Below are 14,587 nucleotides of genomic sequence, written 5' to 3'. Positions count from 1 at the left end.
CCTAGACGGTTACCAGAGCATAATCTCTTACTTTTCCTTTTATTTTATAATATTAATTTATAATTGTAAACAAAAACTTAGCTTTATGGATAAATAAGATATTTAAAAATATAATTCTATTCACATACTTTTCCTGGATTCAATATATTTTTAGGATCGAAGGCTAATTTTATTCTTTCCATTATATCAATACATTCATTTGGAAGTGATTGCTTTAAATATCCCTTCTTAGCAAACCCTATACCATGTTCTCCAGAAACTTGACCTTGTAATTCTTTAGCCTTGTCATACATAATTTGCATAACTTCACTTAACTTTGTATGCCATGATTCTTCATCTAATTCATCTCTCAATATATATACATGTAGATTTCCATCTCCAGCATGGCCAAAACTCTTTATTCTTATATTTGATTTACATTCAAGTTCATGAGTAAAAGTTACAAAATCTCCAATTTTATTTCTTGGTACAACAACATCAACCTCATCCATTTCAGTTGTTAATGCTTTAATAGCTTCAAGGAAACATCCTCTTGCTGACCAGATTGACTCTTGTCTTTCTTCTGTATCAGAAATAAATACATCTAATGCTCCACATTCCAAACAAATATTAGCAACATTCTCATAATCCTTCTCGATCTCCTCTATAGAATTCCCATCAAAAGTTAATAGAAGATATGCATCTGAAGATTTATCAGGGAAGCTCTTTCCTAAAAATTCTTCTGCAGCTAATATTGCTTCTCTTTGCATAAACTCAATTGCTGTTGGTATTGATTTAGATTTTATTATTTTTGGTACAGTTTCTATTGCTCTTTCAAGGCTTTCAAATGGAATAAGTAGACTCACTGCTTTTTTAGGAAGTGGAAGCAATCTTAAAATTGCCTTTGTCACTATTCCTAAAGTTCCTTCAGAACCAATAATTAAATCTTTTAATGAATATCCAGAACTATTTTTAACTACTTTTCCGCCTAAGTTTACTACCTCTCCATTTGGGAGTACTACTTCTAATCCCCTTACATAATCCCTAGTCACTCCATATTTTACAGCTCTCATTCCACCTGCATTAGTGTTTATATTACCACCAATTGTTGCTGATTTTTCACCTGGATCTGGTGGATAGAATAAATCAAATTGCTCAACATATTTGCCTATTTCCATTAGCAATACGCCTGACTCCAATGTTAAAGTAAGATTTTCCTCATCTAATTCTAATATTTTATTCATTTTGCTAAGATCTATAACTATTCCGCCCTTAAGTGGAACTGCTGCTCCAACCAGTCCTGTCCCTGATCCCCTTGGAGTTACAGGAATATTATTTTCATAAGCATATTTCATTACACTTGAAACTTCTTCTGTACTAATAGCTTGAACTACTACATCAGGCATTTGTCTTATTCCACCTAATTCATCATGGCTATAATCCTCATTTATTCCATCTTTAAAAAAAACTCTTTCTCTATCATTTCCTGTAACTGATAATATATATTCATAGTCCTTTAATTCAACTTCTTTGTAATCCATAATCTATGCCTCCTTAGCCATTTTTATTTTTTCTATAAGTTGTGGAATTACTTCATATATATCACCAACAACTCCATAATGAGCAGCTTCAAATATTGGTGCTTTTTCATCAGTATTTATAGCAAATATATAATCTGAATTATTCATTCCTGCAGTAAATTGAACTGCTCCAGATATTCCACAAGTTATAATAAGTCTTGGCCTTACGGTTCTTCCACTCAACCCTATTTGTCGTTTCGCATCAACCCAGCCTGCTTCAATTAATGGTCTAGTACATGCAAATTCTGCTCCCAAAACTTTTGCTAATTGTTTCACTAATTCTAAATCTTTTTCTGATTTAATGCCTCTTCCTGCTGCTACAATTACTTCTGCATCACTTATTCCAACCTCTGTATCTTTTTTCTTTATATTAAGAGCTGTGATACCTGATCTTAATTTTCCTTTTTCTATTTTGCAGTTAACTATCTCGCCTGTAACTTTTTCGCTTCTTTTTGGTGCTGTCATAACTTTATATCTGACTGTTGCTAGTTGCGGTCTTGAATTTGGGGTAACTATTTGAGCCATTATATTACCTCCAAATGCCGGTCTAATTTGAACTAAATCTGTATTTTCTTTTATATCTAATATTGTACAATCGGCTGTAAGTCCAGTTTTAAATCTTGCAGCTATTCTTGGTGCAAGCGACCTGCCTATAGTTGTTGCCCCTACTAATATGGCTGTTGGCTTAACATTGTTTATAAAATCTCCAAATGCTGCTGTATATGGTTCTATTCTAAAATACTTTAGTTCATCATCATCATATACAAACACCTTATCTACGCCATAATGCAGTATTTCTTCAGCTTTAGAAGCAATATTACTTCCAATAAATACGGCATAAACTTGTTGATTTATCTTACTTGCTAATTCTTTTGCCTTACCTATAAGCTCATAAGTGACAGGATGAATTTCACCATTTACATGATCAACATAAACTCCAATTCCATTCCAAAGACTTTTATCTATTTTCTTAATTTCCTCTTCTATATATTCAACTGCACCCTTAGGTCCTTTTTTAACACAAAGCCTACACATCTTACATGCTCCACTTATTTCAACTATACCATTATGATTTTCAAGAGCACCAAAAGGACATATTTTTATTAACTCTTCAATATTTGATATCTTTTCTTGATTTACAACTAACTTTGCCATATTTTCTTCCTCCTTTTTAATTTTCATAGGACCAACGCATTAATTATCTAAATACCTAAATAAATTTTAATTCCTTTAATTTTTTCTCTATTCTTCCACTTAATTCACCTGAACTACCTGTCCACATTTCTCTATCATTATTAACTTCTGGTGGAAATATTCTTTCTACCTGAGTAGGTGAACCATTAAGTCCATAATGTTTTTCATCATTATCATCAAAATCATTAAGACTTAATATTTTAATATCTCTATCTTTTGTTGATAATTTCTTTTTATAAGAAGGTAATCTTGGTTCAAATATTCCCTTATCAACAGTAATTAAACATGGATATGCTATTTTTACTGTCTCAATACTTTCAGGCATGTCCATTTCAACCGTAATTGATGAATCTCCTACTTCAACTATACTTTTAACATTAGCTACATGAGGTATGTTTAACCACTCTGCCATTTCAGATCCAACTTGAGCAGTGTCTCCATCTGTAGTTTGTTTTCCACAAATTATAAGTTCAAAATCTCCCATCTTCTTTACACCTTGCGCTATTGTATATGATGTCGCTAAAACATCTGCTCCTCCGAACTTTCTATCTGATAATAATGTGCCTTCATCAGCACCCATTGTATATGCTTCTTTAATTACACTTAATGCTTGGTTAGGACCCATACTTAAAACCTTAACATTACCACCTTTGCTCTCCCTAATCTTAAATGCTGTTTCTAATGCGTATAAATCATATGGATTCATTTTAGAATCTATTCCATCTCTCTTTAACACTCCTGTAACTGGGTCAACCTCTACTTTAGAAGTTCCTGGTACCTGTTTAATGCAAACTAAAATATTCATTATATCTTCCTCCTAAAATTGTATTTTTTAATACCAATATTGCTCTGCAAAAAATAATATTTAACCCTGCTAAAACAATTTAGAATAATCAAACTTTTAAAATTGAAAAAATACAAGATAAAAAATAATAACTACACTTTTATCTCATTACTCGGATAACATGTCATACCAATTGCAAATTGGTATGACCACTTACAAGATTAATTATAATACCCAAAATATCCCTTGTAAACAATTGTTATTTTTTTATCAAGCAACGTTTGTATAAGTTTTTCATTGTAAATCATTATATTTACTATATTTATTATTAAATTATTTAATATAATTAATTTCAAAAAAATTTAAATTAAAAATTTTAAGACATAACTTGTTAATACATTGTTTAAAAGATAACAAAAAAATACTGGTAAACAACTATTTAAATTGTATAGTTGCTTACCAGTATTTTAATTTATAAAGACAGATTTATTTTTAATATCCGTAGGCTTTTCTGATTAAATCAAAATGCTCTTTCATAGCACTTGAAACTTTCAATTCATCTCTACATTTTAAAGCTCTGACTAAATTTTCATGTATATCTAACAAATTCTCCCTAGTATTTCCTTCATGTAAAATTTGCATTCTAGATTTCTTAATGAACTCGTCCATAAGTTGTGATATGACTTCAACAACATTTATTAGCAATACATTCCTTGATGTCTTTGCAAGTAAATAGTGAAACTTAATATCCAATTCAAGACTTTCTTCTTCACTTTCTGCAACATACATTCTGTCTAATATTGCAGTTAAAAGCTCAAGCTCATTGTCTTCTATATTTTTAGCTGATAGTTTAGCGCATTGTAATTCTAATGTTTCTCTTAAATCATACATCTCTTTAGGTGAACTCTCTTGTAACATAAACATAATTGAAAGAGGTTCAAATAAGGAATTGTTAAAATTAGTTCTTATATAATTTCCTGCTCCTTGTCTACTTTCAACTAGGCCTATTACTTCAAGTGCTCTTAATGCTTCTCTAACAGATGTACGTGAAACACCAAGTGACTCTGCCATTTCTCTTTCTGATGGTAATTTATCACCTTTTTTTATCTCACCGTTTTTTATCTTATTTTTAATTTCCTCTATAACTTGATCATAAACTTTTGGTGTCTTAATATTCGTCAACATATTTACTTATCCCTTCTACTTACCTTACTAAATTTAATTCTATTATACTCAATAAATTATTTTTAATATATATTTCATAATCATGTAATGCTTACTTCAAGTAATAAAGAATTTTATCTTTATCTCTTATAACTAAATCATATCCATTTTGATATATTGCCTTTAACTTATTTTTGTTTCTTTCAAATCTTCCTATATCCATTTTTATAGTTGGTCTTATAATAATTGCCTTTTTATTTTCCTCTAACTCCTTACAATAATCAAGCTGCTTATTATATTGAATATATCTATTTTTAAGCACATTAGCTAACTTTGGATATTTATTTTTATAAAACTTATATGTGAATTTATTAGCTTTTGATTGTTTCTTTCTATATCCTTCATTTCTTGTTAAAACAATTATGTTTTTATCATTACCATCTTCTATTGATTTTTTAATTGGAATTGCATCTAATAGACCTCCATCTGCATAATAACTATTCTTTATTTTAGCAAATGGAAATAACATTGGTATTGCACAAGTTGCTCTTAAAATAGAATTCTTATCATCCAATTCATCTTTATCAAAATATTCCGATTCTCCAGTTTCAATATTAAGAGCTCCCACAAGCATCTTTCCATCATAATTTGAAAAAGTCTTATAATCAAAAATGCAATATTTATTAGGAATTTCATCAAACACAAAATCTAAATCCATAATTGCCTTTGATTTTATCAAATTACCATATCCAACATATCTTTTATGATTAATAAATCTCTCCATTATTTCTAAATTTCTTCCTTTTTGCTTAGATATATATGAATAAGCATTAGTAGCCCCAGCCGATACCCCTATTACATACTTTATTTCTGCTTTTATATCTAGCAATGCATCTAATACACCAGCTGTAAATAATCCTCTAAATGCTCCTCCTTCTAATACTAATCCAGTCATAATTACAACCCACCTTTAATTTATTCTTGTATTATATCTAATTACTATATTTAAATATATTTTATCATAAATAAAATATATTTAATTTAAAAATATACATCCAATTCATTGACTTCTTTCTTTTTTTATACTATATTTAATACAAATACTTGTTTTATATTAAAGGGGAGTAGTTATAAATATAACATCAACAACCGCGTTTACTATTTGTATTCTGGTGTTATATACCCAAGTGGTAACGAGACTTTTAATATAACTTCAAAAATTTGAAGTTATATTAAAGGTCTTTTTTTATTATTTATTTTCACGTACCTTATAACACGAAAGGATGGATTAATATGAAAAATTTCTTTTCTAAAAATATCAAAGATTCACTAAAAGAATTTGATGTAACTACTAATGGACTGACGAATAAAAAAGCACGTGAGTTACTAGAATCAGTTGGAGAGAACGTTTTAAATGAAAGAAAGAAAAAGAGTACACTTTCTGTATTTATTGATCAGTTTAAAGATTTGTTAGTAATTATCTTAATTATTGCTGCTGTTATTTCTATGGCAACTGGTAATATCGAAAGTACTATAGTAATTTTGGCTGTTATAACTATTAACTCTATTTTAGGTACTGTCCAATATATTAAAGCTGAACAATCTTTAGCTAGCTTAAAATCATTAACCTCGCCTAATGCAAAAGTTATCCGTGAAGGAATTAAAGTTGAAATTCCTTCAAAATCTGTTGTTCCTGGAGATATTTTAATATTAGAAGCTGGTGATTTAGTTGTAGCTGATGGTAGAATTTTAGAAAACTTCTCTCTTAAGGTTAATGAAAGTTCATTAACTGGTGAATCTGAAAGTGTTGATAAAATTTCTTATGTAATTGATAAAGACGAAGTTGCTTTAGGTGATCAGAAGAACATGGTTTTTTCTAGTTCACTAGTTACATACGGCAGAGCTACTGTCCTTGTAACTAATACTGGTATGAATACAGAGCTTGGCAAGATAGCTACCCTAATGGAAGAAACTCAGGAAAAAAGTACACCTCTTCAAGCTTCCTTAGATGCTTTTTCTAAGAAATTAGCTCTTGCAATCATTGGAATCTGTATTCTTGTATTTGGATTAAGCTTATATAGAGGGACAAACGTTCTTGATTCCTTAATGTTTGCTGTTGCTCTCGCTGTTGCTGCAATTCCAGAAGCTCTTAGTTCTATAGTTACAATTGTACTAGCTATTGGAACTCAATCTATGGCAAAAGAAAATGCAATTATAAAAAAACTTAAAGCTGTTGAAGGATTAGGCTGTGTATCTGTTATTTGTTCTGATAAAACTGGTACATTAACTCAAAACAAAATGACTGTCAAAAAAATTTTTGTTGATAATAAATTAGTTAATGCTAATGAAATTGATTTAAAAAATCCTATAGCACATTTTCTTTTAACCAGTTCTATACTTTGTAATGATTCAACTTCTATAGATGGAAATGAAATTGGGGATCCCACTGAAGTTGCTTTAGTGAACTTAGGTCATGATTATTCAATAAGTGAAATTGATTGTAGAAAAAATCATTCTAGATTAAGTGAAATTCCTTTTGATTCTGATAGAAAACTTATGAGTACTCTTCATAAAATAGACGGGAAATCTACAATGATAACCAAAGGTGCTCTTGATGTATTATTAGACAGAGTAACTTCGATAAAAACTATACATGGATTAAAAAGATTTACTAATGAAGATAAAACTCATATAAATAATATTAACAAAAAACTTTCCTCTCAAGGATTAAGAGTTTTGGCTTTTGCTTACAAAGAACTTAATGAAAATAAAAATATTGATTTAGAAGATGAAAATGGCTTTACTTTCCTAGGATTAATTTCAATGATTGATCCCCCAAGAGAAGAATCTAAATCAGCCGTTACAGATTGTTTAAAAGCGTCTATTAAACCAGTTATGATTACTGGTGATCATAAGATTACAGCTTCTGCTATTGCTAAAGAAATCGGAATATTACAAGAAGATGATTTAGCTGTTGAAGGATTAGAACTTGATAAAATGTCTGATAATGAACTTTTTTCTAAATTAGAACATATTTCGGTTTATGCCCGAGTATCCCCAGAACACAAAATAAGAATAGTCAAAGCATGGCAAAACAAGGGGAAAATCGTTGCTATGACTGGTGATGGTGTTAATGATGCTCCAGCTTTAAAACAAGCTGATATTGGAATTGCAATGGGAATAACAGGAACAGAAGTATCAAAAGATGCCGCATCAATGATTTTAACAGATGATAATTTTGCTACTATTGTTAAATCTGTTACTAACGGAAGAAATATATATGCTAATATAAAAAATTCAATAAAATTCTTACTTTCAGGTAATATGTCTGGAATACTGGCAGTACTTTATTCATCATTGTTTGCTTTACCAGTTCCATTTGCTGCAGTACATCTATTATTTATTAACCTTTTAACAGATAGTCTACCTGCAATTGCAATAGGAATGGAAAAATCTAAAAAAGATGTCTTGAGAGATAAGCCTAGAGATGCTAATGAATCCATATTGTCACAAGATTTCATAAAAGATGTTTGCATTCAAGGTTTACTTATAGGTATATTTACTATGATTTCATATCACATAGGACTTACTAAGGGTTCTGACGGACTAGCTATGACTATGGCATTTAGTACATTATGTTTAGCAAGACTGTTCCATGGATTTAATTGCCGTGGTAGAAAATCAATATTCTCACTTGGAGTATTCAATAATACATTCAGTTGGATTGCTTTTATAGTAGGTGTTATTCTTGTGAATGCAGTCTTACTTATACCTGGACTTCAAGGCTTATTTGAAATAACTCCACTTGCTACTAGCGAATTATTATCAGTTCATTTATTTGCTTTTCTTCCAACTTTAATAATACAAATATTTAAGGTTATTAGAGATATTGTAGAAAGTAAAAAAGAAAAAATTGAAATAGAAAATGATAATGAATCAAAAGTTCAAGCTGCTTAAAATATTATATCTTAATAAAGGAATGATTAAATACTCAAAATGTGCTTTGCATAAAGAAATAGAACATATAGTTACACAATTATATGTTCTATTTGTCATTTTTTATCCGTTTTAATGCTTTTATAATACCTTCTTCTATGCTTTCTTTTGCAACCCTAAGTACTTCTTTTATTTATCCAATCCAATTCATTGATCTTCAATAAATGCCAATATATTCCACACAGATTATCTATTAACATAATTGCATTTACAAATTCTTTATAGTTCATATGCTTTTGATTTTTGAAAATAATAAAAATAACTGGATATTCTACCTTAAGTTCCAATTAATTCTTTCCATCAGTTGAATCTTAAAACTTTATATTAGATTTATTTTTTCCATTTTCTTTTAACAGTATTTATTGTCTTTGATAAGAAAAATGTTATTATACCTAATGACGAGTAAATTATTATAGGTACAATCATGCTACCCACTTTATACCATTCATTAATAGGCACTATGATTGATAGTGACAATAATAGAAATCCAATTAACATATTTTTTATTGATCCAAAAGAAATAATAGTTTGAGCAATAAACATAATAGGAAATAAAATATAAATTCCTATTAAAATCCATTTACTATATGGAAAATGAGAATCTATAAATATATATGTATATGTCAATATACTTGGTGCTATGATTGTAAGTATTTTCTTCATAAATTATAACTCCTTTAATTATTATTGTAGTATAAATATATCTCTTGGAGTTGTATTTCTTATTGGACCAACTGAAAAATTATTTATATTATTAAGCTTATCAATATCAAAGACGTCGACTAAACCTATTTGATTATTTTTATTGATGTCTACGCTTAAAGAATATAGCTGATTTTTATCTAAACAACCACTCAAAATTATTTTATTATTTAGCTTAATATTTTTTATAATATTTAAATCTTTCCTATTTAATTTCAATATATTACCATCTAAAAATAAGTAAAAAATATATTTATCATTATACAGAATCTTTTTAGTATCCATTATACCATCTTTAATATACTCTTTATATTCAATTTTATTTAAAGTAGATTTTTTCACATCATAATATAATAAATAATCTACTTTGCTATCTACGCCAATAAAAAGTTTACCATCAATTAATGAAGTATCATATATTCGCATGTTTTTCATTAATTTAATTTGATCTTTTATTTTAAAATCATTTTTATCTATAATAAACAGAAATGTATCTCCTTCTTTATTTTGATCAAATTTATAACCTAATATATATACATTTTCATCATCAAAATCACCAGACAAAAGCAATGATTCTTTTATATCTAACGACTTTTTCTGAGAATCTGAACTTATAAAATTAATTCTATTATATTCTAGGGATACATTATATAGAATTAATTCTTCATTGTTCTTACACCTTATGTAATTCCCTCCAAAATCAGTTTCCGATGATTTAACAATTCCATCTTTATCAACTTCAAATAATTTATTATCTGATAACGTTGGCAACAATACTGTATCTTTCTTATTACAACTTGTTACTATATCCCTTGCAGGTATTTGTATATTCTTTTTTATAGTGAAATTCCTATCTAAATATACAATTTCACTATCTTCTTCAATGGAATCAGAATATATAAGGCATATGTTTTTTAATTCTCTATTATGTAATAATACAAAACTTAAACTCAATATCATTATTATAATTACAGATAAAAGGAAATATATTTTTTTATTCTTATACATCATTTATCTCCCCATATTAATTTTAACCTTAAATAAACCACATTATAGGTTAAAATAAAATTACGTCAATATTAATATTGATACATAATCAATTCATACTATTAAGTGGTTTGTTTTTTAAGAAACTTATATATAGAATCACAAGTGTCTAAAAAATCTATATTTGTGATTCATATTATAATGAATTAGCTAATAATTAGTTCTCCAATTAATATCAATCTTATCGGTAACTAAATCAGTTGGTAAAACAGCATTTCCGCCATCCTTATCTAAATCAATACCTTGTTCTATATATGCTCTCCAGACAAGCTGTGAACAATAAAATTTATCTGTTTTCCATTTATTTAAGAAATTATAATTATAATCACTTCCTATTTTACTAATTGCATAATCTACAGCTTGTCTAGGATTAGAGTTCTTTACTGTAGCACATAAAGCTTTACTATATCTAGTTTTCCAATCATTTGTATATCTGCGAACCCCTGCTGAAGTCATACTTTCTATTGTAAGATCAGGATTCAAATCAACCATTCCAGCATGTCCAGTAATAGGTCCAGTTCCAAAAACAGTTGCTGGAGTTACAAGTATATCACCATAACTTCCAACACTATTTGGTGCAGCTTCCGAGTCAAAACTATTAATGGTATTTATTCTTCTTGATTGTTTTGAGGCTTTTGTAACTTTAAGCTTATCCCAGTTTTTGATTAATTCATCTGAATCATGCTTACTTTTATCTATAAGTTGCTTCATTTGAGCATTAGTATCTTCTTTTGAAGTATTTTCTTTGGCAAATGCAGTTGATGATATACTAATCATGGTTAAAAGTGTAAAAAGAGTATATCTAATAAAAATTTTTTTCATTTATTATTCCCCCATAATTTGTTTTTTGATAGTGCAACTAACTTTAGTTTCTTAGAATATTTCATTTCCGCAGATTAGCTCCCTCATTGTAAAAACTTATCTATCTTTAAAATAATTATTTATTTTTTTACCTTCAGTTTTAGCAACTGCTTAAACTTTAAATAAAATACATATAAGATAAATTGTTTTAATCCTACACCTACCACAAAAACTGTTAAAAGTATTTCATTTACTTGATCTTTAAAATCAACATTATGCTAAAATATATCGTAAGAATAAAACATTTAAATTACGTTTCAATTATTATCCCAACATCCATCTTTCATCTTTAGAATTCTATCACAAAAACTTGCTACAAGATTATCATGTGTTACAACAATTATTGTCTTATTATACTTTTTATTCAATTCTTTTAATACTTCCATAATTTTAATACTATTTATTTCATCTAATGCACCTGTTGGTTCATCTGCTAATATAATTTCACTTTCTTGAGTAAGAGCTCTTGCAATTGAAACTCTTTGTTGCTGTCCACCTGACAGTTCTCTTATATTTTTATTTTTAAAATTTTCAATCTCTAATTCTTTTAAATATTTTTTTGCTTTATTTACTCTTTCTTTATATGAAATCCCCCTAAATTTAAGAGGTAATATTATATTTTCTAATACGCTAAGATCTTTTATCAAAGCAAAATTTTGAAATATAAATGAAACCTTTTTGTTTCTAATTTCTGATAAATTATTGAGTTTTTTAAAGTTTACTTGAGTTCCATCTATATAAGATTCTCCTTGCGTTGGAGCATCTATGCATCCTAATATATTAAGTAATGTGCTTTTACCGCAACCTGATGGTCCCATAATAGCTACAACTTCACCCGAATTAACTTTTAGACTTATTCCATTAAGAGCTATAACTTTACTATTATCTTTTCCATAAATTTTATATATATTTCTCACATCTAATATGCTCATTCTACAAACCCTCCTATCATCTCTTTTGGAGTCAATTTATTTATTTGACTAAATCCTACTAACATTATTAATATAATTAATAATAACAATATTCCTATCGAAATATTTAAATTAAATAATATATTCTCATTAATAAAAAAGACATAAACGCTTTTGCAGTTCTTCAAATAAAATAAACTTCCACCTATAATTCCAAGAATTATGCTTATAAAAAATTCAGCAGAAAAAGTTTTGAATATATTTAGTTTACTAACTCCAAAAGAATATAAAATTCCAATTCTGGACCTATCTTCATTTATTTTATAATTAATTGTAGTAATTATTGATGTGGATGCAATAATAGTAATTATAATTATTCTAAATATTTCATAATATTTTTTTGTTTTTAATTCGTCTAAAAATTTATTTAAATCGTCCTCAAAATTTGAAATCACTATATCTTTTGATATACTTTCTATGGCAGGGTTTAGATTCTTTGAACCAATTTGCTTATCTCCATTAAAAAATATTGTTATAGGTTCATGCCCAAAATTATCAAAGAATTTTTCTTCGCTCAATGGGATAACGAATGATGTATTTAACAAAAATGAACTATCTACACTGCTTGTATAATCAAAAGCTAATGTATCCTTCTTAAAAATACCTATGATTTTATATGTTATATTATTCGATACATAACTATCACCAATATGAACTTTTTCGCCTATTTCGTTTCCAACAATTACAGGTATATAATTATCACTTCGAGTCCAATCATCTTCATAAATTTCTCCAATTATATTTTTCTTATAATTTTCTATCATTCCATAATTAAATCCAATTGGATTATCTGGTGAATTAAGTTCATCCATTTCTGTAAAGTTTCCAAATAATTCTTTAGGCGTGAAACCAAAAGTTTCGATTGGAAATCTTTCATTCATATCTCTTTGAATAAATCCATATGTATAGTTACTGTTTTTTATCACTTTTAGAGTTTCTTTTATATAATTTATATAGGTATCGTGATCTTCATCTGAATTATCATTATTAATCATTTTATAAAATGTCATGATTTCTGAATTATCAATAGAAATTGCTCTATTGTATCTTTTTCTATATGAATTATCAAAGTTGATTAATGAAACTAAAGAAGCTGTATAAAATATCCATAGAGCTATTTCTATGATAATTAATATACTAACAATACCATTTCTTCTTATATCAAAAAAGATAAATTTATTTCTCATATTAACTACCTTATTTCCTTCATTATTTTAAAGTTAATCACATTAAATAGAACCACTATAGAAACAACTATAGATATTAATAATATTAGAATTGAAGTTAACGCAATGTTTTCAATGTTAATCACTGAATATTCAGACATAAATGATTGTCTCATAAAATTTATTGTGAAATTTGATAATATTAGTCCTCCAATAATACCAATAGAAGCTACTTTTATAAACTTTAGAAATATTTCTTTAAATATATCTTTATTTTTACCGCCGAGGACTTTCATAATAGCAACTTTTTGTCGCATAGATTTAGCAGAAAAATATGAGAATAAAAGTAAATTTGTTATTCCAATAATTACTTGATATAAACTATTTTTAAGTTCATAAACATTTCTAAACAAATATTTTACAATTGGAATCTTTTGAATATCAGTTTCTATAATATTAATATTACTATCATTTTCTTTAATATTCGTATTATCTGTACAATTTTCCCAGAAATCAACTTTAGCCATTGGCTTATCTATAAAATAAAATGATTTTATTGGAATTATACTACTATATTTAAATACCTCTGTATTTCCTAGAATTCCAATTACTTTATAATATTCATCAAATACCTTTATATAATTTTTACCATTCTTTTCTTCAATTAATCTTTCTAACCCAAAACCTATAACTGCAACTTTTTCATTACTGTTTAACTCTTCTTCAGTTAAGTATCTTCCTTTAATTATATTCTGACTCCTTATATCAATTCCAGCAGAACATGGCCATATCTGATTAATGTAATAATGATTGCCAACCTCTATTTGAGTTTCAAGTGGCGATAAAATAATTTTTTTATATCCAATGCCTTGAATCTCACTTATTATTTCTGATAAATTCATATTCTTTACGTCTTTTTTTCGAATATTATTATCTTCACTTTTATTTTCATTTATTAAATTTACATTTAAAGTTTTATAATTTTTATTAAATTCATTCATTTCTACAACTTTATTGTATTTTGAATATGCATTGCTTATAGTTAAACTAAATGCAAAGGCAGAAACTAAAAAACCAATTATTAAAAATATATCTATCTTTGTATATTTACTCATATTTTACTCCATATAGTATTAGTAAAGC

At 27.4% G+C, this 14,587-nt stretch carries 12 protein-coding genes; 1 reads left to right on the top strand and 11 read right to left on the bottom strand.

Features of this window, described 5'->3' with window-relative positions:
- Positions 1-116: 116 nt before the first annotated feature.
- The 5 genes from CLSA_RS01705 to CLSA_RS01685 form a co-directional block, all read right to left on the bottom strand.
- On the bottom strand, positions 117-1,520 hold the full coding sequence (locus CLSA_RS01705; RefSeq protein ID WP_022743689.1) for an FAD-binding oxidoreductase: 1,404 nt from the start codon (positions 1,518-1,520) through the stop codon (positions 117-119).
- Positions 1,521-1,523: 3 nt separating this feature from the next.
- Complete coding sequence (locus tag CLSA_RS01700) at positions 1,524-2,714, bottom strand: electron transfer flavoprotein subunit alpha (protein WP_022743688.1); 1,191 nt, start codon at positions 2,712-2,714, stop codon at positions 1,524-1,526.
- Positions 2,715-2,769: 55 nt separating this feature from the next.
- Positions 2,770-3,558 (bottom strand): electron transfer flavoprotein subunit beta/FixA family protein, encoded by a 789-nt coding sequence (locus tag CLSA_RS01695; protein WP_022743687.1) that lies wholly within the window; start codon positions 3,556-3,558, stop codon positions 2,770-2,772.
- Between the two features lie 471 nt (positions 3,559-4,029).
- On the bottom strand, positions 4,030-4,722 hold the full coding sequence (locus CLSA_RS01690) for a FadR/GntR family transcriptional regulator (protein ID WP_022743686.1): 693 nt from the start codon (positions 4,720-4,722) through the stop codon (positions 4,030-4,032).
- A gap of 91 nt (positions 4,723-4,813) precedes the next feature.
- Positions 4,814-5,656: a patatin-like phospholipase family protein gene (locus tag CLSA_RS01685; protein WP_022743685.1), complete on the bottom strand. Its 843-nt coding sequence runs from the start codon at positions 5,654-5,656 to the stop codon at positions 4,814-4,816.
- Positions 5,657-5,994: 338 nt separating this feature from the next.
- Between CLSA_RS01685 and CLSA_RS01680 the strand changes: the two genes are divergently transcribed.
- A complete protein-coding gene (locus CLSA_RS01680; protein ID WP_022743684.1) occupies positions 5,995-8,658 on the top strand; it encodes a cation-translocating P-type ATPase in 2,664 nt (887 codons plus the stop codon).
- Between the two features lie 369 nt (positions 8,659-9,027).
- On the opposite strand, the gene CLSA_RS01675 is transcribed toward CLSA_RS01680, so the two are convergent.
- The 6 genes from CLSA_RS01675 to CLSA_RS01650 all read right to left on the bottom strand — a co-directional run bounded on the left by CLSA_RS01675 (position 9,028) and on the right by CLSA_RS01650 (position 14,559).
- Positions 9,028-9,360 (bottom strand): hypothetical protein, encoded by a 333-nt coding sequence (locus tag CLSA_RS01675; protein ID WP_022743682.1) that lies wholly within the window; start codon positions 9,358-9,360, stop codon positions 9,028-9,030.
- A 21-nt stretch (positions 9,361-9,381) separates the two neighbouring features.
- On the bottom strand, positions 9,382-10,407 hold the full coding sequence (locus tag CLSA_RS01670; protein ID WP_041716014.1) for a hypothetical protein: 1,026 nt from the start codon (positions 10,405-10,407) through the stop codon (positions 9,382-9,384).
- A gap of 189 nt (positions 10,408-10,596) precedes the next feature.
- Entirely contained in the window at positions 10,597-11,268 is a 672-nt protein-coding gene (locus CLSA_RS01665; protein ID WP_022743680.1) for a YiiX/YebB-like N1pC/P60 family cysteine hydrolase, read from the bottom strand.
- Between the two features lie 296 nt (positions 11,269-11,564).
- The gene (locus CLSA_RS01660; RefSeq protein WP_022743679.1) at positions 11,565-12,239 is read right to left on the bottom strand and encodes an ABC transporter ATP-binding protein; all 675 of its coding nucleotides are present in this window, start codon (positions 12,237-12,239) and stop codon (positions 11,565-11,567) included.
- The gene (locus tag CLSA_RS01655) at positions 12,236-13,465 is read right to left on the bottom strand and encodes an FtsX-like permease family protein (protein WP_022743678.1); all 1,230 of its coding nucleotides are present in this window, start codon (positions 13,463-13,465) and stop codon (positions 12,236-12,238) included. The genes CLSA_RS01660 and CLSA_RS01655 overlap by 4 nt, the downstream gene beginning before the upstream one ends.
- A 5-nt stretch (positions 13,466-13,470) precedes the next feature.
- Positions 13,471-14,559: an ABC transporter permease gene (locus CLSA_RS01650; RefSeq protein ID WP_022743677.1), complete on the bottom strand. Its 1,089-nt coding sequence runs from the start codon at positions 14,557-14,559 to the stop codon at positions 13,471-13,473.
- Positions 14,560-14,587: the final 28 nt, after the last annotated feature.

Source organism: Clostridium saccharobutylicum DSM 13864 (assembly GCF_000473995.1).
GTDB classification, from domain to species: domain Bacteria; phylum Bacillota; class Clostridia; order Clostridiales; family Clostridiaceae; genus Clostridium; species Clostridium saccharobutylicum.
This window is presented reverse-complemented; position numbering and strand designations above follow the sequence as displayed.